The 23,925-nt window shown below is 68.0% G+C and carries 27 protein-coding genes; 10 read left to right on the top strand and 17 right to left on the bottom strand.

Features of this window, described 5'->3' with window-relative positions; all coding sequences use genetic code 11:
• Positions 1 to 3: 3 nt before the first annotated feature.
• Positions 4 to 816 carry a ChbG/HpnK family deacetylase gene (locus A6B37_RS19770; protein ID WP_102775839.1) on the top strand — a complete coding sequence of 271 codons (813 nt, stop codon included), beginning with the start codon at positions 4 to 6 and terminating at the stop codon, positions 814 to 816.
• A 79-nt stretch (positions 817 to 895) separates the two neighbouring features.
• Here the strand turns inward: A6B37_RS19770 and A6B37_RS19765 are convergent, their stop codons facing one another.
• Positions 896 to 1,759, bottom strand: a complete 864-nt coding sequence (locus tag A6B37_RS19765; RefSeq protein WP_111826966.1) for a LysR family transcriptional regulator — start codon at positions 1,757 to 1,759, stop codon at positions 896 to 898.
• A 111-nt stretch (positions 1,760 to 1,870) separates the two neighbouring features.
• Between A6B37_RS19765 and A6B37_RS19760 the strand changes: the two genes are divergently transcribed.
• Positions 1,871 to 2,344: a multidrug/biocide efflux PACE transporter gene (locus A6B37_RS19760; RefSeq protein WP_111826713.1), complete on the top strand. Its 474-nt coding sequence runs from the start codon at positions 1,871 to 1,873 to the stop codon at positions 2,342 to 2,344.
• Between the two features lie 16 nt (positions 2,345 to 2,360).
• Here the strand turns inward: A6B37_RS19760 and A6B37_RS19755 are convergent, their stop codons facing one another.
• Positions 2,361 to 3,248: an alpha/beta fold hydrolase gene (locus tag A6B37_RS19755; protein ID WP_111826965.1), complete on the bottom strand. Its 888-nt coding sequence runs from the start codon at positions 3,246 to 3,248 to the stop codon at positions 2,361 to 2,363.
• A gap of 46 nt (positions 3,249 to 3,294) precedes the next feature.
• Positions 3,295 to 4,161: a LysR family transcriptional regulator gene (locus tag A6B37_RS19750; protein WP_102775841.1), complete on the bottom strand. Its 867-nt coding sequence runs from the start codon at positions 4,159 to 4,161 to the stop codon at positions 3,295 to 3,297.
• 97 nt (positions 4,162 to 4,258) lie between these two features.
• Between A6B37_RS19750 and A6B37_RS19745 the strand changes: the two genes are divergently transcribed.
• Both A6B37_RS19745 and A6B37_RS19740 read left to right on the top strand, forming a co-directional pair.
• Positions 4,259 to 4,663 (top strand): CidA/LrgA family protein, encoded by a 405-nt coding sequence (locus A6B37_RS19745; RefSeq protein WP_102775886.1) that lies wholly within the window; start codon positions 4,259 to 4,261, stop codon positions 4,661 to 4,663.
• Complete coding sequence (locus A6B37_RS19740; protein WP_111826712.1) at positions 4,653 to 5,345, top strand: LrgB family protein; 693 nt, start codon at positions 4,653 to 4,655, stop codon at positions 5,343 to 5,345. The genes A6B37_RS19745 and A6B37_RS19740 overlap by 11 nt, the downstream gene beginning before the upstream one ends.
• A gap of 10 nt (positions 5,346 to 5,355) precedes the next feature.
• Here A6B37_RS19740 and A6B37_RS19735 read toward each other — a convergent pair whose 3' ends face one another.
• Positions 5,356 to 6,000, bottom strand: a complete 645-nt coding sequence (locus A6B37_RS19735; RefSeq protein ID WP_102775843.1) for a LysE family translocator — start codon at positions 5,998 to 6,000, stop codon at positions 5,356 to 5,358.
• Positions 5,997 to 6,917 (bottom strand): DMT family transporter, encoded by a 921-nt coding sequence (locus A6B37_RS19730; RefSeq protein ID WP_102775844.1) that lies wholly within the window; start codon positions 6,915 to 6,917, stop codon positions 5,997 to 5,999. The genes A6B37_RS19735 and A6B37_RS19730 overlap by 4 nt, the downstream gene beginning before the upstream one ends.
• 112 nt (positions 6,918 to 7,029) lie before the next feature.
• Between A6B37_RS19730 and A6B37_RS19725 the strand changes: the two genes are divergently transcribed.
• The 4 genes from A6B37_RS19725 (at position 7,030) to fusA (ending at position 11,790) form a co-directional block, all read left to right on the top strand.
• Entirely contained in the window at positions 7,030 to 8,493 is a 1,464-nt protein-coding gene (locus tag A6B37_RS19725; protein WP_168202270.1) for a PLP-dependent aminotransferase family protein, read from the top strand.
• A gap of 40 nt (positions 8,494 to 8,533) precedes the next feature.
• Positions 8,534 to 8,878: a TIGR01244 family sulfur transferase gene (locus A6B37_RS19720; protein WP_043544931.1), complete on the top strand. Its 345-nt coding sequence runs from the start codon at positions 8,534 to 8,536 to the stop codon at positions 8,876 to 8,878.
• 99 nt (positions 8,879 to 8,977) lie between these two features.
• Positions 8,978 to 9,442: a universal stress protein gene (locus tag A6B37_RS19715; protein ID WP_102775846.1), complete on the top strand. Its 465-nt coding sequence runs from the start codon at positions 8,978 to 8,980 to the stop codon at positions 9,440 to 9,442.
• A gap of 236 nt (positions 9,443 to 9,678) precedes the next feature.
• Positions 9,679 to 11,790: an elongation factor G gene (fusA, locus tag A6B37_RS19710; protein WP_102775847.1), complete on the top strand. Its 2,112-nt coding sequence runs from the start codon at positions 9,679 to 9,681 to the stop codon at positions 11,788 to 11,790.
• A 6-nt stretch (positions 11,791 to 11,796) separates the two neighbouring features.
• Here fusA and A6B37_RS19705 read toward each other — a convergent pair whose 3' ends face one another.
• Positions 11,797 to 12,756, bottom strand: a complete 960-nt coding sequence (locus A6B37_RS19705) for a DMT family transporter (protein WP_246842528.1) — start codon at positions 12,754 to 12,756, stop codon at positions 11,797 to 11,799.
• A gap of 244 nt (positions 12,757 to 13,000) precedes the next feature.
• Here A6B37_RS19705 and A6B37_RS19700 point away from each other — a divergent pair, with 244 nt between their 5' ends.
• Entirely contained in the window at positions 13,001 to 13,471 is a 471-nt protein-coding gene (locus A6B37_RS19700; RefSeq protein ID WP_102775849.1) for an Lrp/AsnC family transcriptional regulator, read from the top strand.
• Here the strand turns inward: A6B37_RS19700 and A6B37_RS19695 are convergent, their stop codons facing one another.
• Positions 13,472 to 14,281, bottom strand: coding sequence for an alpha/beta hydrolase (locus tag A6B37_RS19695; protein WP_111826964.1), 810 nt, complete (start codon positions 14,279 to 14,281; stop codon positions 13,472 to 13,474). It lies immediately after the preceding gene.
• A gap of 129 nt (positions 14,282 to 14,410) precedes the next feature.
• Here A6B37_RS19695 and A6B37_RS19690 point away from each other — a divergent pair, with 129 nt between their 5' ends.
• A complete protein-coding gene (locus tag A6B37_RS19690; protein WP_102775850.1) occupies positions 14,411 to 14,908 on the top strand; it encodes a YbaK/EbsC family protein in 498 nt (165 codons plus the stop codon).
• A 7-nt stretch (positions 14,909 to 14,915) separates the two neighbouring features.
• On the opposite strand, the gene A6B37_RS19685 is transcribed toward A6B37_RS19690, so the two are convergent.
• The 10 genes from A6B37_RS19685 to A6B37_RS19640 form a co-directional block, all read right to left on the bottom strand.
• A complete protein-coding gene (locus A6B37_RS19685) occupies positions 14,916 to 15,704 on the bottom strand; it encodes an ABC transporter ATP-binding protein (protein WP_111826711.1) in 789 nt (262 codons plus the stop codon).
• A complete protein-coding gene (locus A6B37_RS19680) occupies positions 15,701 to 16,729 on the bottom strand; it encodes an iron ABC transporter permease (RefSeq protein ID WP_102775852.1) in 1,029 nt (342 codons plus the stop codon). The genes A6B37_RS19685 and A6B37_RS19680 overlap by 4 nt, the downstream gene beginning before the upstream one ends.
• Positions 16,729 to 17,418, bottom strand: a complete 690-nt coding sequence (ybgF, locus tag A6B37_RS19675; RefSeq protein ID WP_102775853.1) for a tol-pal system protein YbgF — start codon at positions 17,416 to 17,418, stop codon at positions 16,729 to 16,731. Before ybgF ends, A6B37_RS19680 begins: the two co-directional genes overlap by 1 nt.
• 85 nt (positions 17,419 to 17,503) lie before the next feature.
• A complete protein-coding gene (pal, locus tag A6B37_RS19670; RefSeq protein WP_102775854.1) occupies positions 17,504 to 18,007 on the bottom strand; it encodes a peptidoglycan-associated lipoprotein Pal in 504 nt (167 codons plus the stop codon).
• Between the two features lie 31 nt (positions 18,008 to 18,038).
• Positions 18,039 to 19,361, bottom strand: a complete 1,323-nt coding sequence (tolB, locus tag A6B37_RS19665; protein ID WP_102775855.1) for a Tol-Pal system beta propeller repeat protein TolB — start codon at positions 19,359 to 19,361, stop codon at positions 18,039 to 18,041.
• A gap of 16 nt (positions 19,362 to 19,377) precedes the next feature.
• Positions 19,378 to 20,520 carry a cell envelope integrity protein TolA gene (gene tolA, locus A6B37_RS19660; RefSeq protein WP_102775856.1) on the bottom strand — a complete coding sequence of 381 codons (1,143 nt, stop codon included), beginning with the start codon at positions 20,518 to 20,520 and terminating at the stop codon, positions 19,378 to 19,380.
• Positions 20,521 to 20,559: 39 nt separating this feature from the next.
• Positions 20,560 to 21,018: an ExbD/TolR family protein gene (locus tag A6B37_RS19655; protein ID WP_111826710.1), complete on the bottom strand. Its 459-nt coding sequence runs from the start codon at positions 21,016 to 21,018 to the stop codon at positions 20,560 to 20,562.
• The gene (gene tolQ / locus A6B37_RS19650; protein ID WP_102775858.1) at positions 21,018 to 21,698 is read right to left on the bottom strand and encodes a protein TolQ; all 681 of its coding nucleotides are present in this window, start codon (positions 21,696 to 21,698) and stop codon (positions 21,018 to 21,020) included. The genes A6B37_RS19655 and tolQ overlap by 1 nt, the downstream gene beginning before the upstream one ends.
• Positions 21,699 to 21,700: 2 nt before the next feature.
• The gene (ybgC, locus tag A6B37_RS19645) at positions 21,701 to 22,123 is read right to left on the bottom strand and encodes a tol-pal system-associated acyl-CoA thioesterase (RefSeq protein ID WP_102775859.1); all 423 of its coding nucleotides are present in this window, start codon (positions 22,121 to 22,123) and stop codon (positions 21,701 to 21,703) included.
• 54 nt (positions 22,124 to 22,177) lie between these two features.
• Entirely contained in the window at positions 22,178 to 23,905 is a 1,728-nt protein-coding gene (locus A6B37_RS19640) for a proline--tRNA ligase (RefSeq protein WP_102775860.1), read from the bottom strand.
• Positions 23,906 to 23,925: the final 20 nt, after the last annotated feature.

Below are 23,925 nucleotides of genomic sequence, written 5' to 3'. Positions count from 1 at the left end.
GCGATGAGCAAACGTATCGTGGTCTGCGGGGACGATTTTGGCATGAATGCCGATATCGATGAAGGCATGATCGAACTGGCCGGCATGGGCCGCCTGAGCGCGGTCAGCTGCCTGTCGCAAGGGCCGTCGTTCGCCGCCCACGTGCGGCGGCTCGCGCCGCTGGACGTGGACGTCGGCCTGCACGTGAACTTCACCGAACAACTCGACCCGAACGCCGAAGCGCTGCCCGCGCTGGGCCGCCTGATCCTCAACGCCTACGCCGGACGCCTGGACGCCGCCTGGATCGACGCCCGCCTGCAGCGCCAGTTCGACGCCTTCGAGGCCGCCACCGGCCGCGCGCCCGATTACGTCGACGGCCATCAGCACGTGCACCAGCTGCCGGGCATCCGCGCGCGCCTGTTGCTGCTGCTCAAGCGCCGCTATGGCGAGAACCGGCCGTGGCTGCGTCAGACCGCGCCCGGCATGCAAAGCGGCATCCCGCTGCGTGAAGCGTTCAAGGCCCGCATCATCGGCGCGCTGGGCGCGGCCGCGCTGGCGCGCGAGGCGCGCGCCGACGGCCTGCGCACCAATCGCCGGCTGCTGGGCGTCTACGGCTTCGAAGGCGGCAAGCGGCACTACGCCGGCCTGCTACAGAACTGGCTGTTCAACGCGCGCGACTGCGACCTGCTGATGTGCCATCCGGCCGCGGCCAGCCAGGACGGCTGCGCCATGTCGCGCCAGCGCCGCGCCGAATTCGATGTGCTGGCCAGCCCCAAGCTGGGTGATTGGCTCAACGTCAACGGCGTGCATATTTCGCGGTTGCCGGCTGGGGCGTGATGGGTGCAGCGCGCAAATTCCTTGGCAAGAACACGAATATCGAGCGCGCGAAACCCATCACGCCCCACAAAGAAAAAACCTACCCACTAGTCAGGCTCTGCAGCAGCCACGCCCCGGCCGGCCCCAGCGCCCGGCGCCGCGACCAGACCGCATCGACCCGGATGTGGCGCGGCCAGCCCGGCGCCTTCAGCTCGGTCAGCTGGTCCTGCCCGAACCGCTGGATCATCCAGCGCGGCAGCTCGGTCCAGCCGAAACCCCGGCTGGCCATTTCCAGAAGCATCAGATAACCCGGCGCCGACCAGGTCGAATAGGCCGGCTCGGTGTCCTTGTCGCCCAGCTCGAAGGTGCTCAGGCGCAGCGCGCGCTCGGACTTCAGCTGGTCTTCGGTGACGCTGGGCAGCTTGGCCAGCGGATGGTTGCGGCCCACGCACAGCACGATCTCCGACAGTTCCGCCAGCGTGGCGTGGGCCACGTCGGGCGGATAGGTATCCTGCGCGGCCATCAGGCCCAGGTGCGCGCGCCCCTGCTGCACCAGGGCCACCACGTCCTCGTATTCCGCGATCAGGCATTCGAAGCGCAGCGCCGGATAGCGCTGGTCGATCTGGCTGAGCATGGTCTCGAAGGTTTCCGACTGGAACGTATCGGACAGCACCAGGGTGAGCCGGGGCTCCAGGCCCTCGGCCAGCTGGCTGGCGCTGCGGTTCAGGCGATCGTTGGCGGCCAGCACCTGCAAGGCCTGCCCCAGCAGCACCTGGCCGGCCTCGGTCAGGGTGGGCTGGCGCTGGCTGCGGTCGAACAGGGCCACGTTCAGGTCCACCTCCAGGTTGGCGATGGTTTCGCTGATGGTGCTCTGGCTTTTGCCCAGCTTGCGGGCCGCGGCGGAAAACGTGCCTTCCGAGGCGACCTGGGCGAAAGCGGCCAGGGATTCCAGTGAATGGCGCATGGGATGTCCGGCAAAATAGATATCGGTTTTTCCGATGAAAACCATCTTTATCGTACCGGAAATATCGTGGAAAATCCGTTCCGTTCAGTAGTAACCGACCTCGGGTGGGTCATGACGCAAGCCAAGAAATCCCTCAAAGAACGCTTTTTCCACGCCTTTCTGTTCGAAGTCCTGGCCATCGGCCTGTGCGCGCCGGCGGCCGCCTGGGCCATGGGCAAATCCCTGTTCGAGATGGGCGTGCTGACGGCCGTGATCGCCTGGATCGCGCTGGTCTGGAACATGATCTACAACGCTGGATTCGACCGAGTCGAGAACCACTACGGCTGGACCCGCAACCTGAGGGTCCGGGTGCTGCACGCCTGCGGCTTCGAGATCGGCCTGATCCTGATCGTGATCCCGCTGGCCGCCTGGTGGCTGAGCATCAGCCTGTGGCAGGCCTTCGTGCTCGACATCGCGCTGGTGCTGTTCTATCTGCCGTACGGCTTTCTGTACAACCTGGCCTACGACCGCTCGCGTCCCTACGTCATGAAATGGCTGAGCCGCAACGAGCCGGTCGCGGTCGCGCGCCAGACGCCCTGCGCGTAAGCGCGCCGGCGCGGCTTCAGCCCGCGCGGCCGCGGTAGGCGCGGCTGGCGTCGCGCATGAAACTGCCGACGGCGGTTTCGTACTGCGCGCCGCTGCGGAAGGCGCCCGAATGCGAGGCGCCTTCGATCTTCACCAGGCGCTTGAGGTCCGGCGCCACGTTGCGCGCGGCGGCGTAGAGCTCGTCGCTCATCGTATGCGGCACGACGCGGTCGGCGGTGCCGTGCATGAACAGCATGGGCGTGTGCAGGCTGGCCAGTTTCTCCACCGAATCGAAGGGCTGGGTGACCAGCAGGCCGGCGCCCGGCATCTTGCCCCAGCGCAGCGTGGCCAGCATCGCGCCGATGCTGGTGAAGCTGGATTCCACGATCAGGCCGGCGAAGTCCGGCTGTTCCGGACGCGCGGCCAGGTCGATGGCGATCGCGCCGCCCAGACTGTGGCCATAGATGAAGCGGCGCGCCGGGTCCGGCTGCAGCCGGGCCAATTCCTTGAGACCCGCGATGGCGTCTTCCTGGGCGGTGCGCTCGGAAGGCAGCAACGCGGTCGAGGCCCCGAAGCCGCGGTAGTCGATGGCCAGTACGGAATAGCCCATGCGCGTCCAGCCCTCGATGCGAAAGGCGCTGCCGTTCAGATTCCAGCGCGCGCCATGCAGGTACAGCACGGTGGGGGCGTCGGCCCGCGGGCTCTGCCAGTACCAGGCGCGCACGTGATCGCCGCCGGCCAGCGGCAGGTCATATACCTGGGTGCCGGCGGCCGGCTCGCGCCACCAGGTCTGGGGTTCGGCCTGGGGCGAGAAAATCGTCTGGCGTTGCCAGGAGTCGAGCTGGGTGCAGCCCACCACGCCGGCGCCCGTGAGCAGGGCGGCGGCCAGCAGTCGGCGCAGGGCGGGGCGGGATAGTGCGGGCATGAACGATATGACCCGGGCAGGGCGGCGGGGTTCCGGCATCAGCATACTAGCGGGTCAGCGCCAGCCAGGCCTGGGCGGCGTGCGACAGATAGCCGCCGCGGCGCCAGACCAGCACCATTTCCCAGTCCGTGCCCGCGTCGCGCAGCGGCACGCGGGCCACGCCGGCATGCAGTTCCTCGCGCGCCTTCAGGCGCGGCAGAAAGGCCACGCCCAGGCCGGCCGCCACCAGCGCCACGATGAAATCCACCTGGCTGCTGCGCGCCGCGATCGTGGGGGCGAAGCCGGCGCGCTGGCAGGCGTCATGCAGGATGCGGTTGAGTGCGAAGCCGGTCTCGAACAGGATGAAAGGCGAGTCCCGCAGCTCGCGCAGGCTGACCGACGCGGCGCCCGCCCTGGGATGGTCGGCGGGCATCAGCGCCACCAGGGGCTCGCGCGCCACGGGCTGCCACTCGAAATGCTCGGGCACCGGCTTGAGCGAGGCCGCCAGCTCGATTTCGCCGGCCATCACCATTTCCTCCAGGCGCCGGCTGCCGTGTTCCACCAGGCTGATTTCCACCTGCGGATAGCGGCTGCGAAAGCGCGCGAAAAGCGGCGCGAACAGCGTGCTGCTGCCCAGCGGCGGCAGGCCCAGCCGCAGCACGCCGCGCTTGAGGCCCTTCAGTTCGTCCAGCTCCGCGTACAGGTCGTCGCGCTGGGCCAGCATGGCCTGCGCGCGGCGGTAGACGATTTCGCCGGCGGCCGTCAGCCGCGGCGGCTGGGCGTGGCGGTCCAGCAACGGCATGCCCAGCTCGTCCTCGAGCTGGCGCACCGCCTTGCTGACGGTGGGCTGGGTGGCGTAGACGGCCTTGGCCGCCTGGGAAAAACCGCCCTGGCGGACCACCTCGACCAGCGCGCGCAGGGGGCGCAGTTCCATGGTTATGCCTGATTGGAATACGGTGGATTCAATGAATTCATTTTATCTATGGCGCGCGCCGGCGTAAAACATAGGCATGCCGCTGGAAGTCCTGCCGATGTTTTTGTCCCGTTATTCCATCCTCGCGCGCAGCGCCCTGCGCCGCAGCCGCGTCCTGCAAATCTGCCTGATCGTCCTGTTTTCCTGGCTGGGCCAGGCGCTCGCCGGGTGGCTGGGGCTGCCCATACCGGGCGCGGTCATCGGCATGGCCATCGTGCTGCTCCTGCTGGCCACGCGCCGCCTGCCGGTGCGCAGCGTGCACCGCGGCGCCAGCTGGCTGCTGGGCGAAATGCTGCTGTTCTTCGTTCCCGCCGTCATGTCGCTGCTGGACCACCGCGAATTCCTCGGGCTGCTGGGGCTGAAGCTGCTGGCCGTCATCGTGCTGGGCACCGTGCTGGTGATGGCGGGCACGGCGCTGACCATAGACCTCTGCTACCGCTGGATGAACCGCCATGCCGGTTGATTTCAATCTGCTGTTCTGGCCGGCGGCGACGGTGCTGGCCTACGCCGGCGCCCGGCTGTTCTACCGCCGCTACGCCTATTGGTGCACCTCGACGCTGGTGGTGGCGCCGGCCCTGCTGCTGGCGCTGGCGATCGCGCTGCACACCGGCTATCGCGACTACATGGCCGGCTCGCACTGGCTGATGGCGATGCTGGGCCCGGTGATCGTGGCGTTCGCGCTGCCGCTCTACCAGCAGCGCGCGCTGATCCGCCGCTACTGGCCGGTGCTGGCCGCCGGCGTCGCGGTCGGCAGCCTGGTGGCCGGCGCCAGCGCTTGGATGCTGGGCAGCCTGCTGGACCTGCCGCCCGACCTCCGGCTGAGCCTGCTGCCGCGTTCGGTGGCCACGCCTTTCGCCGTGGAAGTGTCCACGCACGTGGGCGGCATGCCCGACCTGACCGCGGTGTTCGTGATCGTGACCGGCGTGTTCGGCGCGGCCATCGGCCAGCTGATGCGCCGCTGGCTGCCGCTGCGCTCGGCCCTGGCGCGCGGCGCGCTGTTCGGCATGGGCGCCCACGGCGCGGGCACCGCCAAGGCCCGCGAACTGGCGGCCGACGAGGGCGCGGTGGCCGGCCTGGTCATGGTGATGGCGGGCCTGTTCAACGTGCTGATCACGCCGGCCGTGGTGGTGGCTTTGCGGGCCTAGTCCGGCAGGGTCAGTGCACCAGTTCGAGGGCCACCGGATACAACGAGGCCACCAGCAGCAGCGCCATGCTGATGTTGAAGGCGCGGATCGCCCAGGGCCGGTGCAGCACGCGGCGCAGCGCCGTGCCGAAGGTGACCCAGATGCCGATGCTGGGCAGGTTGACGATGCCGCAGACCAGCGTGGCGATGACCAGGTTGGCGAAAAAGCTGTTCTGCGGCGTGTAGGTGGCCACCACGCCCACGGCCATCACCCATGCCTTGGGGTTGACCCACTGGAAGGCCGCGGCCTGCAGGAACGTGAAAGGCTTGCCGCGCACCTCGCCGTCCTCCATGGCGCCCGAATTGGCGATCTTCCAGGCCAGGTACAGCAGATAGGCCGCGCCCACGTACTTCAGCACGGTGTACAGCTGCGGCATCTGCTGGAACACCGAGCCCAGCCCGACGCCCACCAGGAAGATCATCAGCGTGAAGCCGAGGTTCACGCCCAGCAGGTGCGGCATGCTGCGGCGAAAGCCGAAGTTCAGGCCCGAGGACGCCAGCATCACGTTGTTGGGGCCGGGCGTGATCGAGCTGACCAGCGCGAACATGGCCAGCGGACCGAGCAGGGACAGCGACATCAGGGGCACGTCGGCCCATTGGGAAGGGAGCAGATTCATTTAGGGGTCCTGACTATGGCGCGGCGTCCGCCGGCGATCACGACGATCACGGCGGCGGCGAAGAAGAAGGTCGCCGTTTCCACGGATTCGTCAAACAGCGCTGCCGCGGCCACCACCGTAAGAAAGGGCTGCAGCAACTGAACTTGTCCCACGCGGGCGATCCCGCCCACGGCCAGGCCGCGATACCAGGCGAAGAATCCCAGGAACATCGAGCCGAACGCCAGGTAGGCGCAGGCCAGCACGACCGACGGGCTGGGCCAGCTGGCCTGCGCGGCCATCCAGCCTACGGGGGCCGCCACGACCGGGGCGCTGATCACCAGCGCCCAGCATATTGTGCGCCCGCCGCCCAGCGTGCGCGAGGCCCGCGCGCCTTCGGCATAGCCCATGCCGCCCAGCACCACCGCCACCAGCAGCCACAGATCGCCCAGCGACAGCGTGCCGTGGCCCTGGCGCAGGGCGTAGGCGGTGACCAGCGCGGCGCCCAGCAGGGCCCAGGCCCAGAATGCCGGCGACGGGCGCTCGCCGCTGCGCAGCGCCGCGAAGGCCGCCGTCGACAGCGGCAGCAGGCCGTTGAACACCGCGCCGTGCGACGAAGGCACGGTCTGCATGGCGAAGGAGGAGGCCAGCGGCCAGCCCACCACGATGCCCAGCGCGGCCAGGATCACGCCGGGCCATTCCTCGCGGTTCGGCCGCCGCGCGCGCGTCAGCCACAGCAGCGCCACGGCCGGCACCGCCGCCACCAGCGCCCGGCCCAGCCCGATCAGCAGCGGGTCCAGTTCGGCCACGGCCAGCCGCGTCATGGGCAGCGTCAGGGAAAAGACCAGCACGCCCAGGAAGCCATAGGCGTAGCCCTCCCAGACGGGGCCGGCCGCCTTGGCGGCGGCCGGGGAGGAGGGATAGAACGCAGGACGGGTCATGGGCGCCACCAGTTGCAGGTTTTCGTGATTGCTGCCACTCTACGCATAGTCATCGGTACAGTACCGGTACACTTTGGCATATCACTTTAATCACTGGCCTGGTGAAATCTCCATGACAGTTGCCCCCGCGCTCTCATCCTCCCCGCCCTGGCAGCCGGTGCGCCAGGCCGACGCCACCCTGGTGACGCAGCTGGCCGACGGCCTGGCCCGCCGCATCGACGAGCAGGGCCTGCGGCCCGGCACCCGGCTGCCGTCCATCCGCAAGATGGCCGAACAGTCCGGCGTCAGCCGCTTTACGGTGGTGGAAGCCTACGACCGGCTGGTGGCGCGTGGCCTGGTGCAGTCGCGCCGGGGCGCGGGGTTTTTCGTGCGGGCGCGCAGCGGCCCGCTGGCGGCGTCCGCCACGGCGCCGTCCGCCGCTTCGCTGGCGCCGCCGGCGCGCATCGACGTGGCCTGGCTGCTGCGCAGCATGTTCCGCGAAACCGCCGCGCTCGGCATGCCGGGCGGCGCGGGCCTGCTGCCGCCGGACTGGCTGGACCCCGAAATGGTGGCCGGCGCGGTGCGCGCGGTCGGGCGCTCGGTGCGCGGCCATCTGGTCAGCTACGGTCATCCCCAGGGCTTCGCGCCGCTGCGCCAGCAGATCGCCGCCTCGCTGCAGAACGACGGCGTGCCGGCGCATCCGGAGCTGAACCTGCTCACGACCAACGGCGTCACGCACGGCCTGGATCTGATCGCGCGGCACCTGGTCAAGCCGGGCGACACCGTGCTGGTCGAAGACCCGGCCTGGTTCGTCATTTTCGGCCGCCTGGCGGCCTTCGGCGCGCGCCCCATCGGCGTGCCGCGCGGCCCCGACGGCCCCGACATCGCGCTGCTCGAACAGCTGGCCGCGCAGCACAAGCCCAAGCTCTTCATCGTCAACAGCGCGGTGCACAACCCCACCGGCCATACCCTGTCGGCCGGGGCGGCCTACGACATCCTGCGCATCGCCGAGCGCCACGATTTCATGGTGGTCGAAGACGACACCTACGGCGAACTGCATCCCGGCGGGGCCATGAAGCTAGCGGTGCTGGACCGCCTGAAACGCGTGATCCTGGTGGGCGGCTATTCCAAGATGCTGGCGGCCAGCCTGCGCGTGGGCTATCTGGCGGCCAATCCCGACATCCTGCAGAAGCTGGCCGACCTGAAGATGCTGGCCGGCCTGACTTCCCCCGAACTGGGCGAACGGGTCGTGCACCGGGTGCTGATGGAAGGGCAGTACCGGCGCCATATCGAACGGGTGCGCGCGCGCGTGGACGAGGCCCGCCAGCGCTGCCTGAAGGGCCTGCTCAAGCTGGGAATGACGGTGCATCACGAACCGAATGCGGGCATGTTCGTCTGGGCCGATTGCGGCCGCGACAGCGAGGAGCTGGCGCGGGTGGCGGCCGACCACGGCATGCTGCTGGCGCCGGGCACGCTGTTCTCGCCGTCGCAGGCGCCCTCCAGCATGCTGCGTTTTTCGGTCACCATTGCCGATCACCGGGGAATCTGGGCGGACCTGGAAAAAATCTTCGCGCAAACCGGCGCGGGCATTCAATAATATAAAAAGCCCTCATTACCAAGCCATATAAGGAATCGTCATGTCCGCACCCATCAAACCCCTGACCCAGAATTTCGCCGTCGCCCCGCAGCTCGGCCCGGACGACATGGCGGACGTCGCCGCCGCCGGCTACAAGAGCGTCATCATCAACCGTCCCGATTTCGAAGGCGGCCCCGACCAGCCCACCGCCGCCGACGTGTCCAAGGCCGCGCAGGCCGCCGGCCTGCAGATCGAATACCAGCCCGTGGTGGGCAGCGCCATGACCGCCGCCGACGTCCAGCGCTTCGCCGAACTGCTGCGCACGCTGCCCGGTCCGGTGCTGGCGTATTGCCGCACCGGCACCCGCTGCACCAACCTGTTCGCCGCCGCGCAGCAACTGGGCTGAGGCCGCGCTTGACGCGCATCAAGCACATCGGGTTCACATTGATGTACGCGTAGCGGGTTTCCGGTAGCATGGAGACTCCTCTCAAACAGGAGCAGGCAGATGTTCAAGAAGATCCTGATTCCCACCGACGGCTCGCCGCTGTCGGCGCAAGCCGCCAACGCGGGTATTTGTTTTGCGCGTTCCGTAGGCGCTGAAGTCGTCGCGCTGTACGTCACGCAGCCGTTCGCGGCCACCATCGGCTTCGACGGCATGGCCGCGGCCTATGCCATCACCGACGAAGACTACGAAAAGGCCTCGGCCGAACAGGCCGACAAGTACCTCAAGCAGATCACCGACCGCGCCGACACCGCCGGCGTGAAGTCCGAGGCGCGCGCCGTGTCCAACTTCAACGTGGCCGACGGCATCGTGCAGGCCGCCGCCGACGCCGGCTGCGACCTGATCTTCATCGGCAGCCACGGCCGCAGCGGCCTGTCGCGCCTGCTGCTGGGCAGCGTCACGGCCAAGGTGCTGTCGCTGGCCAGCACCGCCGTGCTGGTCTACCGCGTCAAGGAAGACAAGAAGTAAGTCCTTCCGCGCAGGTCGCCCCGAACCCCTCCGCAGCGAGGGGTTTTTTTTGCGCCCGGCGCGGCGCGCAAGCGGGCCGCGCGCGTCTTTGTATCTTGCGGCGGCGGGCGTAATATTCATGCATCAGCGCGGGCGCGGCCTCGCCACTACGCAGTCCTTCACGCGGCCTCGCGCCCGCCGCGGCAAGGCCCGGTCGGGCCTGCCGTCTTTGCCTGGCGACTTCAAAGGAAGAGGCCATGACTCGCAAGACGCGTATCGAGCTATACCGCAACATCGGCATCAGCGCCCACATCGACGCGGGCAAAACGACGACCACCGAGCGCATCCTCTTCTATACCGGCATCACCCACAAGATCGGCGAGGTGCACGATGGCGCCGCGGTGATGGACTGGATGGAGCAGGAGCAGGAGCGCGGCATCACGATCACCTCGGCCGCCACCACCGCCTTCTGGAAAGGCATGGCCGGCAACTATCCCGAGCACCGCATCAACATCATCGACACGCCCGGCCACGTGGACTTCACCATCGAGGTCGAGCGCTCCATGCGCGTGCTGGACGGCGCGGTCATGGTGTATGACGCGGTCGGCGGCGTGCAGCCGCAATCCGAGACCGTCTGGCGCCAGGCCAACAAGTACAAGGTGCCGCGGCTGGCCTTCGTCAACAAGATGGACCGCGTGGGCGCGGACTTCCTGCGCGTGCAGCGCCAGATCGCCGAGCGCCTCAAGGGCGACGCCGTGCCGATCCAGCTGCCGGTGGGCGCCGAAGACCATTTCGAAGGCGTGATCGACCTGGTCAAGATGAAGGCCATCATCTGGGACGAGGCCAGCCAGGGCGTGCGTTTCGAATACCAGGACATCCCGGCCGCGATGCAGGCGCAGGCCCAGGAATGGCACGACAAGATGGTCGAGAAGGCCGCCGAAGCCAACGAGGCGCTGCTGGAGAAATACCTGGCGGGCGAGCCGCTGACCGAGGAAGAGATCAAGCAGGGCCTGCGCCAGCGCACGGTGGCCAACGAGATCGTGCCCATGCTGTGCGGCAGCGCGTTCAAGAACAAGGGCGTGCAGGCCATGCTGGACGCGGTGCTCGACTACCTGCCGTCGCCGGTCGACGTGCCGGCCATCAAGGGCCATGACGAGCGCGACCGCGAGATCGAGCGCCATCCCGCCGACAACGAGCCGTTCTCGGCCCTGGCCTTCAAGATCATGACCGATCCCTTCGTCGGCCAGCTGGTGTTCTTCCGCGTGTATTCGGGCGTGGTGAAGTCGGGCGACTCGGTGTTGAACCCGGTCAAGGGCAAAAAGGAAAGGCTGGGCCGCATCCTGCAGATGCACGCCAACGAGCGCCGCGAAATCACCGAGGTCTATGCCGGCGACATCGCCGCGGCGGTGGGGATCAAGGACGTCACCACCGGCGACACGCTGACCGATCCGGCGCACGTCATCATCCTGGAACGCATGGTCTTCCCGGAGCCGGTGATATCGCAGGCGGTCGAGCCCAAGACCAAGGCCGACCAGGAAAAAATGGGCATCGCGCTGGGCCGCCTGGCGCAGGAAGACCCGTCCTTCCGCGTGCGCACCGACGAGGAGTCGGGCCAGACCATCATCTCGGGCATGGGCGAGCTGCATCTGGAAATCCTGGTGGACCGCATGAAGCGCGAGTTCGGCGTCGAGGCCACGGTGGGCAAGCCGCAGGTGGCCTACCGCGAAACCATACGCAAGACCTGTGCCGAGGTCGAGGGCAAGTTCGTCAAGCAGTCAGGCGGGCGCGGCCAGTACGGCCACGTGGTGCTGAAGCTCGAACCGCAGGAACCCGGCAAGGGCTATGAGTTCGTCGACGCGATCAAGGGCGGCGTGGTGCCGCGCGAGTTCATCCCGGCGGTGGACAAGGGCGTGCGCGAGGCGCTCAACGCCGGCGTGCTGGCCGGCTATCCCGTGGTGGACGTGAAGGTGACGCTGTTCTTCGGTTCCTACCACGACGTGGATTCGAACGAGAACGCGTTCCGCATGGCCGGCTCGATGGCGTTCAAGGAAGGCATGCGCCGGGCCGACCCGGTGCTGCTGGAACCCATGATGCAGGTCGAGGTGGAAACGCCCGACGATTACACCGGCAACGTCATGGGCGACCTGTCCTCGCGCCGCGGCATGGTCCAGGGCATGGAGGACATCGCCGGCGGCGGCGGCAAGCTGGTGCGCGCCGAAGTGCCGCTGGCCGAGATGTTCGGCTATTCGACCTCGCTGCGTTCGCTTACCCAGGGCAGGGCGACCTACTCCATGGAGTTCAAGCATTACGCCGAGGCCCCGCGCCAGGTGGCGCAGGAAGTGATTGCGGCCCAGGGCACGGGCCGCTGAGGCGGCTCAGGCCGCCGCGGCGGCCGCGCCCGTCGCGGCCGCGCGCCGGCGCGTCGAGGCCAGTCGCACGCCGAACAGAATCATCACGAAGCCGTAGGCGTGGAACAGCTGCGGCGCCTCGCCCAATAGCGGCCAGGCCAGCAGCGCCGCATACACCGGCACCAGGAACATGGCCAGTCCGGCCGTGGCCGGGCCGGCCTGGCTGATCAGCCGGCCGTATACGTAGTAGGCGCCCAGGCTGGGCACCACGGCCAGGAACAGCAGCGTCGCCGCCAGCCGCGGATCGGTCCATGGCGGCACGGCGCCGCTGGCCGCCTCGATCGCCGCGAACGGCGCCAGCGCCAGCACGCCACCCAGCATCAGCGTCGCCAGGCGCGCGCTGTCGGGCACCGCCGCCGGCAGGCTCAACCGCTTCTGCAGCACCGTATAGAGCGCCCAGCCGGTGGCGGCCAGCAGCACCCACAGGTCGCCCTGGCCGAAAGCCAGGCGCGCCAGCGCCTGCGCATCGCCGCGCGACAGCACCGTCAGCACGCCGCCCAGCGCCAGCGCCAGGCCCGCGGCGCGCAGGGCCGACAAAGGCTTGCGCCAGATCGCCGCTTCCAGCAGGGCCACCAGAATGGGGCTGCACGAGAAAATCAGCGCGATATTGGTGGCGCTGGTGGTCTGGGCGCCGATGTACTGCGGCGCCACCGCCACGCCCATGCCCAGCACCGCCAGCGGCAGCAGCGACGGCAGGCTGCGGCGCAGTGTCCGGCGGTGCGCGCGCAGCGCCGGCGCGGCCAGCGGCAGCAGGATCAGCAGGGCGATCAGCCAGCGGCCGAAGGCGAGAAACACAGGGGGGAGGCTGGCGTCGTGGGCCCAGCGGGCCGCGACCATGTTGGAGGCGAATAGCGCCGGGGCGGTAAGAAGCATGGCGGTGCCGGACAGGCCCAGGCCGGATCTTGCGGGTGCTGCTGCGAAGGACATGATTTCCCGCCGCGCGGATCGGCGCGCGGCATGATGCGTTGGAACTGCCGGCGCGCGCGCCGGGTTGTGCCGCAGCGAGCGCGCCGAAATCCGACGGCCGGGGTAGGCGGCCGTCTTGCAGGAAAGTCTACGGCGGGTAGCGAAAAATAGGTTTCCTGATTCACGCCTGATTGGCGGATATAGGAAAATGTCTATCCTCTAGAATTGATATTCAGAGAGATTTTCTCCTGGAGCGCCTGTCATCGTGTCCGCCATGCCCAAAATCGACGAAACCGACCGCAAGATCCTGCGCGCGCTGCGCGCCGACGGGCGGCTCACCAACCTGAAGCTGGCCGAGCAGGTGGGGCTGTCGCCCACGCCGTGCTGGAACCGCGTGAAGGCGCTGGAAGAGGCCGGGGTGATCGAGGGCTACGCCGCGCTGTTGAACCAGAAGGCGCTGGGCCTGCCCGATACCGTCATGATCGAGGTCACGCTGGAGCACCACGACGACGACACGCTGGCGCGCTTCGGCGAGGAAATCACGCGCCTGCCGGAAGTGGTCGAGGCCTTTCTCGTGACCGGCGAGTACGACTACCTGATCAAGGTGGCGGTGGCGGGCACCGAGGGCTACGAGTCCTTTCTGCGCAAGCGCCTGTACAAGCTGCGCGGCGTGCGCCACAGCCGCTCCACCTTCGTGCTGCGGCGGCTCAAGCACACGCCTTCGGTCGAGCCCTGATCAGCCGCCGATGAATTCCTCGATGGCGCCGTTGAAGGCGCGCGGATTGCCCAGGTTCATGCCGTGCGAGGAGCCGGCGATGGTCACCCGGTGGGCGTGCGGCAGCCATTGCGCCAGCGCGTCGAGCACGGCGGGGTAGGGCGCGGGGCTCAACGCGCCGCCGATCAGCAGCGTGGGCATTTTCAGGGAGCCGATCTGCTGCGGCGTCAGCGCGGCGGGCGTCTCGCGCGCCTGACCGAACAGCGTGCCGACGTTGTCGCGCACCATCTCCTTGAACCAGGGCATCATGCGCTGCCAGGTGTTGGGGCCGGTCACGGTATCGACGAACAGCGCCAGGCCGGCTTCGGTTTCGCCGGCGCGGATGAGCTCCAGCGCGCGCAGCCGGAAACCGCCGCGGTGGTCGTCCGCGCCGGGCAGCGGCAGGCCGGGATCGGCCAGGGTCAGGCTGCGCAGCGCGTCGGGACGGCGCAGCGCCGCTTCCAGCGCCACGCGCCCGCCGCGGGAATGGCCCACCAGATGGGCCGGGCCGCCGGCCACGGCGTCGATGAATTCCAGCACGTCGCTGGCGTGCTGCTCGATCGAAAAGCCGTCGCCCGCGCCGTCCCAGGCTTCCGGCCAGTAGCGGCGCAGGCATACCGCCAGCACGCGGAACGACCGCCCCAGCGGCGCCATCTGCGACTTCCAGTAGCGGCTGTCGGACAGGGAGCCATGCACCAGCACCAGCGGCGCGCCGCTGCCATACTCGGTGTAGGACATGGCATAGCCGCCGATCGGCGCGGTTTGCAGGGGCAGGACGGGTTCGGAACGCATGGGAGTCTTGTGCAAAAGCCAGGTGCGCATTCTAGCTCCCCAGCCATCGCGGGCCGGCGCTGATAAACTCGTTTTCCGTTGCGCCGGCCTATCCCAGCGCCGGCATCGCCTGAAACGGAGCCCGCCACGATGTCCCCCGAGTCCCTCGCCGCCCTGCCCGAATCCGCTCGCCGCGTCGCCCAGCTGCTGCTGGACCTGGGGCACGACAAGCCCGTCGTGGTGCTGCCGCAGACCGGCAAGACCTCGGCCGAAGCGGCGGCCGGGCTGGGCTGCGAAGTGGCGCAGATCGCCAAGTCCATCATCTTCCGCCGCGCCGCCGACGATGCGCCGGTGCTGGTGATCGCCAGCGGCGTGAACCGGGTCGACGAGGCCAAGGTGGCCGCGCAGGTCGGCGAACTGGCCAAGGCCGACGCCAAGTTCGTGCGCGACATGACCGGCTATGCCATCGGCGGCGTCTGCCCCATCGGCCACACGGTCAAGCCGGTGATGCTGCTGGACGCGGACCTGTTCAACTACGAAAGCCTGTGGGCCGCCGCCGGCCATCCTCATGCCGTGTTCAACCTGACGCCGCGGCAATTGGCGGACATGACCGGCGCGCCGGTCGCCGACGTGGCGCAGCGCGCATGAGCCGTCCTTAGCGCGGGCGCGCCTCCAGCCCGTCTATCAGCACCTGCCGCAAGCCGTGCGAGCAGGTTTCGACGCGCCCCTGCACCCCATACACCGCCGCCAGCGAGGCCGGCGTGATGACTTCGGCGGGGGCGCCCGCCGCGTGCAGCCGTCCGCCGTGGATCATGACCGCGCGGTCCGCGTGCTGCAGGGCCGCGTTCAGGTCGTGCAGCACGATCAGGCTGATGAGGCCGTGCTCGCGCGTTTCCTGCCTGAGCAGGCGCATCACGTGGAACTGGTAGTTCAGGTCCAGCGCCGACAGCGGTTCGTCCAGCAGCAGCACGCGCGGATGGCGCACCAGCGCCTGCGCCAGGCCGACCAGCTGCTTCTGCCCGCCGGACAGCGCATCCAGGTAGTGCAGCGCCAGATGGGCGATGCCCAGCCGTTCGAGCAGCCGCTCGACGCTGCGGGCATCGGCCGCCGCGGCATCGCCGCCGCTGGCCCGCGCCGCCACCAGCACCGATTCCAGCACCCGCAGGTGCACCGCGGCGGGCAGGCTCTGCGGCAGATAGACCACGTGGCGCGCGCGTTCGCCGAAGTTCAGCCGGATCAGGTCCTGTTCGCCCAGCCGGGCGCTGCCGGCGCGGGTCCGGACCAGGCCGGCCAGCGCCTTGAGCAGCGTGGACTTGCCGCTGCCGTTGGGGCCGAGCAGGGCGGTGACTTCGCCGGCGGCCAGCGCCGGCAGGCCCAGCCCGTGCAGCACGTCGCCGCGCCCGTAGCCGGCGCAGAGCCCTTCGATGGCGAGTTGCGGGCTCATGGCAGTTGCCGGCGCAGGACCACCGCCACGAAGAAGGGGATGCCGACCAGCGCGGTCACGATGCCCACCGGCACGATCACGCCGGGCACGAGGTTCTTGGACGCGATCGAGGCCAGCGACAGGATCACCGCGCCCACCAGCGCGCTGCCGGGCAGGTAATAGCGGTGATCTTCGCCGAACAGCCGGCGCGCGATATGGGGCGCCACCAGCCCGATGAAGCCTATCGTGCCGACGAAGGCGACGGCCAGCGACGACAGCAGGCTGACGCGCGCCAGCGCCGCGACGCGCACGCGGCGCACGTCCACGCCGAAGCTGGCGGCGCGGTCTTCGCCCAGTCGCAAGGCGGTCAGCTTCCAGGACTGGCGCATGGCCAGCGGCAGGGCCAGCGCAACGGCGGCCGCCAGCACGGCCACCGCGGCCCAGCCCGGGCGCGCCAGGCTGCCCAGGGTCCAGAACACCAGGTTCTGCAGGGCTTCGGCGCTGGCCATGAACTGCACCAGCGAAACCAGCGCGTTGAAGGTGAACAGCATGGCGATGCCGAACAGCACCACAGTCGACGTATTCATGCCGCCCCAACGGGTCACCGCGTCCAGCAGCAGCGCGGCCAGCAGCGCGAACAGAAACGCGTTGCCGGCCACCAGCCAGCCGTCGGGGATGCCCGGCACGCCCAGCTGCAGCACGATGGCCAGCGAGGCCCCGAAGGCGGCCGCCGAGGACACGCCCAGCGTGAACGGGCTGGCCAGCGGGTTGTTCAGGATGGTCTGCATCTCGGCGCCCGCCAGGCCCAGCGCCATGCCCACCAGGGCGGCCAGCAGGGCCGAGGGCAGGCGGATGTCCCAGACGATGACGCGGGTGGTGGGATCGGCGGCGGCGGGCGCGGTCAGCGTCTGCCACAGGTCGCGCCACGGCAGGCCGGAAGGGCCCAAGGTGAAATCGGCCAGCAGCGCCATGAAAATCGCCGCCAGCAGCAGGGCGATCAGCCCCGCGCGGCGGCGCAGGATATGCCGGTAGGCGGCAACCGCCATTACTGGAGCAGCTGCAGGCGGCTCTTGGCGGTGCCGGCGGCCGGCGTGGTGGGGTAGTCGCGCACGATGCGCTGCAGCGTCGTCTTGGCGCCGGCGCGGTTGTTCAGCTCGATCTGGCTGCCGGCGATGACCAGCAGCGCATCGGGGGCGCGCGCGTTGTCGGGGGATTTTTCGACCATGGCGTTGAGCTGTTCGATGGCGCCCTTGAAGTCCTTCAGCGCGTAGCGGCTGCTGCCCAGGTAGAACTGGGCGCTGGGCGCGAGCTGGCTGGAGGGGTAGAGCGCGGTGAACGCGGCGAACGACTCGGAGGCGTCCTTGTACTGGCCCTTGCGGAAGAGGTCGATGGCGCCGTCATAGGCGGCCTGTTCCTGCGGGTCGCCGGCATTGGCGCCCGGCGGGTTGGTGCTGCCGGCGGCGCCGCCCGGGCGCGCGCTGGGCTGCTGGCGCGACACCAGTTCGAGCTGGTCGCGCAGTTGGGCGATTTCCTGCTGCAGGGACTGGATCTGGTCGGCAAGCTGCAGCTTGGCGCGCTGGTTCTGCTCGTTCTGCTGCTGAACCTGCTTGCGCAGATCCAGGATGGCCCGACGGGCCTCATCGTCGGAAAAAGCGTGGGCCGGCGCCGTCAGGGCGGCAAGCACCAGGCCGGTGGCCACAATAAGGGGACGCAGGGACAGAACGTTATCGCGCATGAAAATTCCCGGGTATAAAAACAAACGTCGGGACGGCCGGCTGACCGTCCCGACGCGTGGTAGGACACTCGACTATACGGAAAGTTTAGCGGCGATAGACGATATCGGCACGGCGGTTTTCCGCAAAATCGGCTTCCGACGTACCGGTCGCCTTCGGCTTTTCCTTACCGAAGCTGATGGTTTCGATCTGGTTGTCGCTGACGCCCAGCAGGGTCATCATGCGGCGCACGGCGTCGGCACGGCGCTGGCCCAGGGCCAGGTTGTACTCGGAACCGCCGCGTTCGTCGGTGTTGCCTTCGATCTTGATGTTTTGCTGCGGGTGCGAGGCCAGGTACTTCGCGTGGGTTTCGACCAAACCGCGGTACTGGTCCGACACCGTGTAGCTGTCGAAGTCAAAGTACACCGAGCGCTGTTGCGCCAGGATGCTTTGGGGGTTGAAGGGATCAAGGATTTCGCCGGAGCTCGACGACGATCCTTGGCCAGCGCCTCCGCCCTGACCCGCTTTATCGTCGAGAGGGACGGAGCTGCAGGCTGCCAGGGCGGCAGCCAGAGCGGCGATGGTTAGGCTTTTGGCAATGCGCGACTTCATGATAGTTCCTTTGCAAAGAGAGTCACACGTGTTATCGGGTAAATGGGCCCCAAGTCGGTTCACGTATTTCCCCGTTCAGTACCGATAGCGTCTGCCGTACGCGGCCATCGCTCGAGACACCTGCAAGCACGCTACGACCGTTTTGGACGGCGGCGTAAAGCACTTGCATTCCATTAGGCGCGAAGCTAGGGGACTGATCGTCACGACCATCGGTCAGCAAAGTCTCGGCACCTGAGGACAGGTTCAACGACGCGATACGAAACGCGCCGTCGCGTTTCGCAACGTACAGCAGCGTCGATCCGTCGGGGGAAATTCGGGGTGAGATGTTGTAACCACCATTAAACGTGAGGCGGCGGGCTTCGCCGCCACTCGAGCCGGTCTGGTAGATCTGCGGCCCGCCGCTGCGGTCACTCGTAAAGATAATGGATGCCCCGTCCGGCGTAAAGCGCGGTTCGGTGTCGATGCCGGGAGAACGCGTCACACGGGTCGGATTGGAGCCGTCGGACGCATTAACGATGTAAATTTGCGACAAACCATCGCGGGTCAGAGCCACCGCGAGCTTGGAGCCGTCGGGCGACCAGCCGGGTGCACTATTGTTACCTTTGAAGTTGGCGACGGGAACGCGCGCGCTGGAAGCCAGATTGTGCACGTACACGACAGGTTTGCCGGATTCGAAGCTCACGTAGGCCAGCTTGGAGCCATCGGGCGACCAGGACGGCGAGATGATGGGCTCGCGCGAGCGCAGGGCCACCTGCGGGTTCTGGCCGTCGGCATCGGCCACCTGCAGTTCGTAGGTGGTGCCCTTCTTCAGCACGTAGGCGATACGGGTCGAGAACACGCCGCGAACGCCGGTGATCTTCTCGTAAATGCGGTCGGCGATCTGGTGGGCGACGCGGCGCAGTTCCTGCTCGGTGCCCGAGAACGCGACGCCGTCGAGCTGGCCCTTCTTGACCGTGTCGGCCAGGCGGTAGCGGACGTCGTAGCGGCCGTCGGCCCCGCGCGAGATGCTGCCGTAGGCGATGAAGTCGGCGCCCTTGGCGCGCCAGTCGTCGTGCGAAATGGGGGAGTCGACGTTCAGGCCGGAACCGGCGGCGTTGATGAGGCGGAACTGGCCGGTGCGGGTCAGGTCGGCGCGGATGACTTCGGCCAGCGCGCGTCCGTGGGTGTCGTCGACGGCGAAATCGGCGATGGCCACGGGGTACTGGGTGGCGCCGGTCCCCGAGATATCGACGCGCAACTGGGCCTGGGCGGGTCGCATGGCCATCAGGCAGGCCAGCGCCAGCATCAGCAGCCCGAGTCCATACGATCGCCAGAGAGCGAGCTGGGGTACTCGTCGGCTATAAGCGGGAGTCATATTCGTCAATCTCCTGTCAATCATACATTCTGTACACAACGTCAATAATGGGTTCGTAGCGGCCCGTCGAAGGCTTGGGGAAGGGGTTGCAACGGCGGATGCCGGTTTCGACCGCGCGGTCGAAGCCTGCAATGCCCGAAGACCGGGTCAACGTTACGCCGTTGACCTTCCCGTCGGAACCTAACTGTACCCGGTATTGTGCCGTGGGATTTTCCGATCCGCTGCGCGGCGGGGGCGGATAGGCCACCCCGGGCTGCACGCAGGCGCGCACCTTGGCGCCGTAGCCGCTGTCGCGCCCGCCGCCTGCCTGGTTGCGGTCGGCCGTGCCGCCGGGGATGCCGGCGGCGCCCAGGGCGTCGTTGCGGAACGCCTCCCGGAGGGCCTTGTCGGCGGCCGCCTTCTTGGCGGCTTCTTCCTTGGCCTTCTTCTCGGCGGCGGCCTTTTTCTCGGCTGCGGCCTTTTCGGCAGCAGCCTTTTCGGCGGCAGCCTTCTTCTCGGCGGCCGCTTTTTCCTCGGCCGCCTTCTTTTCGGCAGCCGCCTTCTCGGCAGCGGCCTTTTCGGCGGCGGCCTTCTTGGCGGCTTCTTCCTTGGCCTTTTTCTCGGCGGCGGCCTTCTCGGCTGCGGCTTTTTCGGCGGCAGCCTTCTCGGCGGCCTGGCGTTCCTGCTCCAGGCGCTTCTTCTCTTTCAGTTCGGCCTGCTTGCGCTCTTCCTCGAGGCGCGCCTTTTCCTTGGCGGCTTCGGCGGCCTGGCGCGCCTTTTCCTCTTCCTCGCGCTTCTTCTTGGCTTCCTGGAGCGCGATTTCGGGGTCGACCTCCTCGGTCTTGGGCTGAACCTGGGGTTCCGGCTCGGGCGGAGGCGGCGGGGGCGGCGGAGGCGGCGGCTCGGGCGCTTCTTCAGGCTCGGGCTTGGGCTGCGGCTTGGGTTCGGGCTTGGTCGGTTCGGGTTCGGGCGTGGGCGGCGGCGAGTCGGGCGAATTGCCGTCGGCCCAGAGTTCCACCTGCACGGGGCCGGGGTTCTCCGAGCGCCAGCTCACGCCGAAGATCAGCACGATCAGCAGCAGCACGTGCACCGCCACGGCCAGCAGCAATGCCTTGCGGTTGTCGTGATGGGGCGGGGGGGCCGGGGGGCCGCTGCGGTGTCGGATAATGGGTGGCGTCATGGGCGTTGCATGCCTTCGGCGCCGGCCGAAGGCGTCGCGTTAGCGTTTCTTCGCGGGGGCGGGCTGGTTCTGGCCGGCGGATTGGTCCACCAGCAGACCCAGGCGGGTGATGCCGTTGGTGCGCAATTCATCCATGACCTTCACTACCGTCTCGTACGGCACCTTGCCGTCGGCGGCGATGACCACCGGGGTTTCAGCCGTAATGCGCGAGCGCACTTGCGCCACCAGTTCGGGACGCGCGATGTCCTGCGGCGTCGCGCCGGGTTCGCGCATGCGCAGGGCGAGCTTGCCGTCTTCCGAAATCTGGACTTCCAGCGGCTTGACCGGCACCTCGGAGGCGGCGCCGACCGAGGGCAACTGGATCAGGCCGGGCGTGATGAGGGGCGCGGTCACCATGAAGATGACCAGCAGCACCAGCATGACGTCGATGTAGGGCACGACGTTGATGTCGGCCTTCATGCGGCGGCCGGCCCGGCCGCGCGAGCTTACCGAGGGCATTAGCGTACCTGCCGTTGCAGAATGTTCAGGAATTCATCGACGAAGCTGTCGAAGCGGATCGAGATGCGGTCGATGTCGTTGGTGAAGCGGTTGTAGGCGACCACGGCCGGAATGGCGGCGAACAGGCCGATGGCGGTCGCGATCAGGGCTTCCGCGATGCCGGGGGCCACCGAGGCCAGCGTGGCCTGCTGCATGTTCGACAGGCCGATGAAGGCGTGCATGATGCCCCAGACCGTGCCCAGCAGGCCGATGTACGGCGAAACCGAGCCGGCCGAGGCCAGGAAGTTGAGATGCGATTCCAGCGAGTCCATTTCGCGCTGGTAGGCTGCGCGCATGGCGCGGCGCGGGCCGTCGAGCAGGGCGATGGCGTCGCCCGTGGCGTTGCCGCGGCGGGCCTTCAGGAATTCGGTCATGCCGGCATCGAAGATGCGGGCCAGCGCGCCCTGTTCGTCGCGGCGCGAGGCCACGGCCTGCTGCAGCATGGACAGGTCGCCGCCGGACCAGAAATCGTCTTCGAAACGGCGGGTCTGCGCATGGGCGCGCTTGATGGCCAGGCGCTTGGCGAAGATGTAGGTCCAGGACATGATCGAAATGCCCAGCAGCAACAGCATGATCAGCTGGACCGGCACGCTGGCGTCGGTGATCAGGGTAAGCAACGACATGTCGTTGGTGACTTGCATGGTTATTCCTGAATGAATTTCAGTTTGGCGCGAACGTCGGCCGGCAGTTCCGCCGGCCGCATGTGGATGGCATCGACGCAGCAGACTTGGATATTGCCTTCGGCAAGCAGTTCCCCGTCACGCTCGGCGCGCTGCGCGAAGTGTATCGAAGCGCGGCCCAGTCGTGTGATCCGGCTGCGTATGGTAAGCAGGTCGTCCAGCCTGGCCGGTTTGCGGTAGGACATGTCCAGGGAGTGGACGACGAAAAGCCGTTGCTCGCTGGCCGCCAGGGCGGACTGGTTGACTCCCAGGTCGCGCAGCCACTCGGTGCGTGCGCGCTCCAGGAATTTCAGGTAGTTGGCATAGAAAACCACCCCGCCCGCGTCCGTGTCTTCGTAGTAGACGCGGACCTGCAGGATGGATTCGGGGAACTTCGGGGCGGTCACGGTACGGATAGGCAGATGTCGGACAGGGCCGATAAGCCCGTAGTTACTATAAGGTTAAAGGGTGTCGAGCTTGCTCAGCACGGCCTCGAGCGCGGACTCTACCGGAATCTTGGCGGCTTCGGTTTCCCGACGGGCCTGCAATTCCAACACACCATCGTTCAGGCCGCGTTCTCCAACTGTTACACGCAGCGGCGCGCCGATCAATTCCCATTCGGCGAACATCACGCCGGGGCGGGCGTCGCGGTCGTCCAGGATGACGTCCACGCCGCGCGCCAGCAGCGATTCATAGAGCTTCTGGGCGGTGTCACGCACGGTTTCACTTTTGCCCCAGCCCACCGGGCAGATCACGACTTCGAAGGGCGCGATGGCGCGCGGCCAGATGATGCCGCGGGCGTCGTGGTTCTGTTCGATGGCCGCGCCCACGATGCGGGTGACGCCGATGCCGTAGCAGCCCATCTCCAGCACCGCCGGCTTGCCGGTCTCGTCCAGGAAGGTGGCCTTGAGCGCTTCGGAGTACTTCTTGCCCAGGTAGAAAACGTGGCCCACTTCGATGCCGCGCTGGATCGAGAGCGTGCCCTTGCCGTCGGGCGAAGGATCGCCGGCGACGACGTTGCGCAGGTCGGCGACCAGCTCGGGCTCGGGCAGGTCGCGGCCCCAGTTCACGCCGCGGATGTGGAAATCTTCCTTGTTCGCGCCGCAGACGAAGTCGGCCATGTTGGCCACGGTGCGGTCGGCGACGACGTGCACCGGGCGCGCGGTCTTGACCGGGCCCAGGTAGCCGGGCTTGCAGCCGAAAGCCTCGACGATCTCGCTTTCCGTGGCGAAGCGGAAGCCCGCCAGGCCCGGCAGCTTGCCGGCCTTGATCTCGTTGAGCTCATGGTCGCCGCGCAGCAGCAGCAGCCAGATGTCGGCGCCTTTTTCGCCGTCGGTGGCCAGCACGATGGACTTGATCGTGCGCTCCAGCGGCATGTCCAGCAGGCGGGCGACGTCTTCGCACTTGGCCGCGCCCGGGGTGGGCACTTCGGCCATGGCCTCGGCCGGCTCGGCGCGCGTGGCGTACAGCGCGGGCGCCTCGGCCAGCTCGATATTGGCGGCGTAGTCGGACTCGGCGTTGTAGACCAGCAGGTCCTCGCCGGTTTCGGCGATGACCTGGAATTCATGGCTGCGCGAACCGCCGATCGAGCCCGTGTCGGCCGCCACCGCGCGGAATTCCAGGCCCAGTCGGCCGAAGATGCGCATGTAGGCGTTGAACATGATGTCGTAGCTGCGCTGGGCGCCGGCCTCGTCGCGGTCGAACGAGTAGGCGTCCTTCATGGTGAATTCGCGGCCGCGCATCAGGCCGAAGCGCGGACGGCGCTCGTCGCGGAACTTGGTTTGGATGTGATAGAAGTTCAGCGGCAGCTGGCGGTAGCTGTGGATCTCGTTGCGCGCGATATCCGTGATCACCTCTTCGGACGTGGGCTGCAGCACGAAATCGCGCTGGTGCCGGTCCTTGATGCGCAGCAGTTCCGCGCCGTACTGCTCCCAGCGGCCCGACTCCTGCCAGAGCTCCGCGGGCTGGACCACCGGCATCAGCAGCTCGATGGCGCCCGCGGCGTTCATTTCCTCGCGGACGATGGCCTCGACCTTGCGGATGATCTTCAGCCCCAGGGGCATGTAGGTGTAGATGCCGCCCGCGAGCTTGCGGATCATGCCGGCCCGGGTCATCAGTTGGTGGCTGGCGACTTCGGCTTCCGAAGGGGCTTCTTTGAGGGTGTTGATGTGGTAGTTGGATGCGCGCATGTTTAAAGGTGGCAGCAGAT

The organism is Achromobacter sp. HZ01 (genome assembly GCF_003267925.1).
Classification (GTDB): domain Bacteria; phylum Pseudomonadota; class Gammaproteobacteria; order Burkholderiales; family Burkholderiaceae_B; genus Achromobacter; species Achromobacter pulmonis_A.
This window is presented reverse-complemented; position numbering and strand designations above follow the sequence as displayed.

What these genes read in the sequence shown, in the direction of transcription:
- A6B37_RS19770 (WP_102775839.1), top strand. Translation starts at nt 4, where the DNA reads ATGAGCAAACGTATCGTGGTCTGCGGGGACGATTTTGGCATGAATGCC.
- A6B37_RS19765 (WP_111826966.1), bottom strand. Translation starts at nt 1,759, where the DNA reads ATGCGCCATTCACTGGAATCCCTGGCCGCTTTCGCCCAGGTCGCCTCG.
- A6B37_RS19760 (WP_111826713.1), top strand. Translation starts at nt 1,871, where the DNA reads ATGACGCAAGCCAAGAAATCCCTCAAAGAACGCTTTTTCCACGCCTTT.
- A6B37_RS19755 (WP_111826965.1), bottom strand. Translation starts at nt 3,248, where the DNA reads ATGCCCGCACTATCCCGCCCCGCCCTGCGCCGACTGCTGGCCGCCGCC.
- A6B37_RS19750 (WP_102775841.1), bottom strand. Translation starts at nt 4,161, where the DNA reads ATGGAACTGCGCCCCCTGCGCGCGCTGGTCGAGGTGGTCCGCCAGGGC.
- A6B37_RS19745 (WP_102775886.1), top strand. Translation starts at nt 4,259, where the DNA reads ATGTTTTTGTCCCGTTATTCCATCCTCGCGCGCAGCGCCCTGCGCCGC.
- A6B37_RS19740 (WP_111826712.1), top strand. Translation starts at nt 4,653, where the DNA reads ATGCCGGTTGATTTCAATCTGCTGTTCTGGCCGGCGGCGACGGTGCTG.
- A6B37_RS19735 (WP_102775843.1), bottom strand. Translation starts at nt 6,000, where the DNA reads ATGAATCTGCTCCCTTCCCAATGGGCCGACGTGCCCCTGATGTCGCTG.
- A6B37_RS19730 (WP_102775844.1), bottom strand. Translation starts at nt 6,917, where the DNA reads ATGACCCGTCCTGCGTTCTATCCCTCCTCCCCGGCCGCCGCCAAGGCG.
- A6B37_RS19725 (WP_168202270.1), top strand. Translation starts at nt 7,030, where the DNA reads ATGACAGTTGCCCCCGCGCTCTCATCCTCCCCGCCCTGGCAGCCGGTG.
- A6B37_RS19720 (WP_043544931.1), top strand. Translation starts at nt 8,534, where the DNA reads ATGTCCGCACCCATCAAACCCCTGACCCAGAATTTCGCCGTCGCCCCG.
- A6B37_RS19715 (WP_102775846.1), top strand. Translation starts at nt 8,978, where the DNA reads ATGTTCAAGAAGATCCTGATTCCCACCGACGGCTCGCCGCTGTCGGCG.
- fusA (WP_102775847.1), top strand. Translation starts at nt 9,679, where the DNA reads ATGACTCGCAAGACGCGTATCGAGCTATACCGCAACATCGGCATCAGC.
- A6B37_RS19705 (WP_246842528.1), bottom strand. Translation starts at nt 12,756, where the DNA reads ATGTCCTTCGCAGCAGCACCCGCAAGATCCGGCCTGGGCCTGTCCGGC.
- A6B37_RS19695 (WP_111826964.1), bottom strand. Translation starts at nt 14,281, where the DNA reads ATGCGTTCCGAACCCGTCCTGCCCCTGCAAACCGCGCCGATCGGCGGC.
- A6B37_RS19690 (WP_102775850.1), top strand. Translation starts at nt 14,411, where the DNA reads ATGTCCCCCGAGTCCCTCGCCGCCCTGCCCGAATCCGCTCGCCGCGTC.
- A6B37_RS19685 (WP_111826711.1), bottom strand. Translation starts at nt 15,704, where the DNA reads ATGAGCCCGCAACTCGCCATCGAAGGGCTCTGCGCCGGCTACGGGCGC.
- A6B37_RS19680 (WP_102775852.1), bottom strand. Translation starts at nt 16,729, where the DNA reads ATGGCGGTTGCCGCCTACCGGCATATCCTGCGCCGCCGCGCGGGGCTG.
- ybgF (WP_102775853.1), bottom strand. Translation starts at nt 17,418, where the DNA reads ATGCGCGATAACGTTCTGTCCCTGCGTCCCCTTATTGTGGCCACCGGC.
- pal (WP_102775854.1), bottom strand. Translation starts at nt 18,007, where the DNA reads ATGAAGTCGCGCATTGCCAAAAGCCTAACCATCGCCGCTCTGGCTGCC.
- tolB (WP_102775855.1), bottom strand. Translation starts at nt 19,361, where the DNA reads ATGACTCCCGCTTATAGCCGACGAGTACCCCAGCTCGCTCTCTGGCGA.
- tolA (WP_102775856.1), bottom strand. Translation starts at nt 20,520, where the DNA reads ATGACGCCACCCATTATCCGACACCGCAGCGGCCCCCCGGCCCCCCCG.
- A6B37_RS19655 (WP_111826710.1), bottom strand. Translation starts at nt 21,018, where the DNA reads ATGCCCTCGGTAAGCTCGCGCGGCCGGGCCGGCCGCCGCATGAAGGCC.
- tolQ (WP_102775858.1), bottom strand. Translation starts at nt 21,698, where the DNA reads ATGCAAGTCACCAACGACATGTCGTTGCTTACCCTGATCACCGACGCC.
- A6B37_RS19640 (WP_102775860.1), bottom strand. Translation starts at nt 23,905, where the DNA reads ATGCGCGCATCCAACTACCACATCAACACCCTCAAAGAAGCCCCTTCG.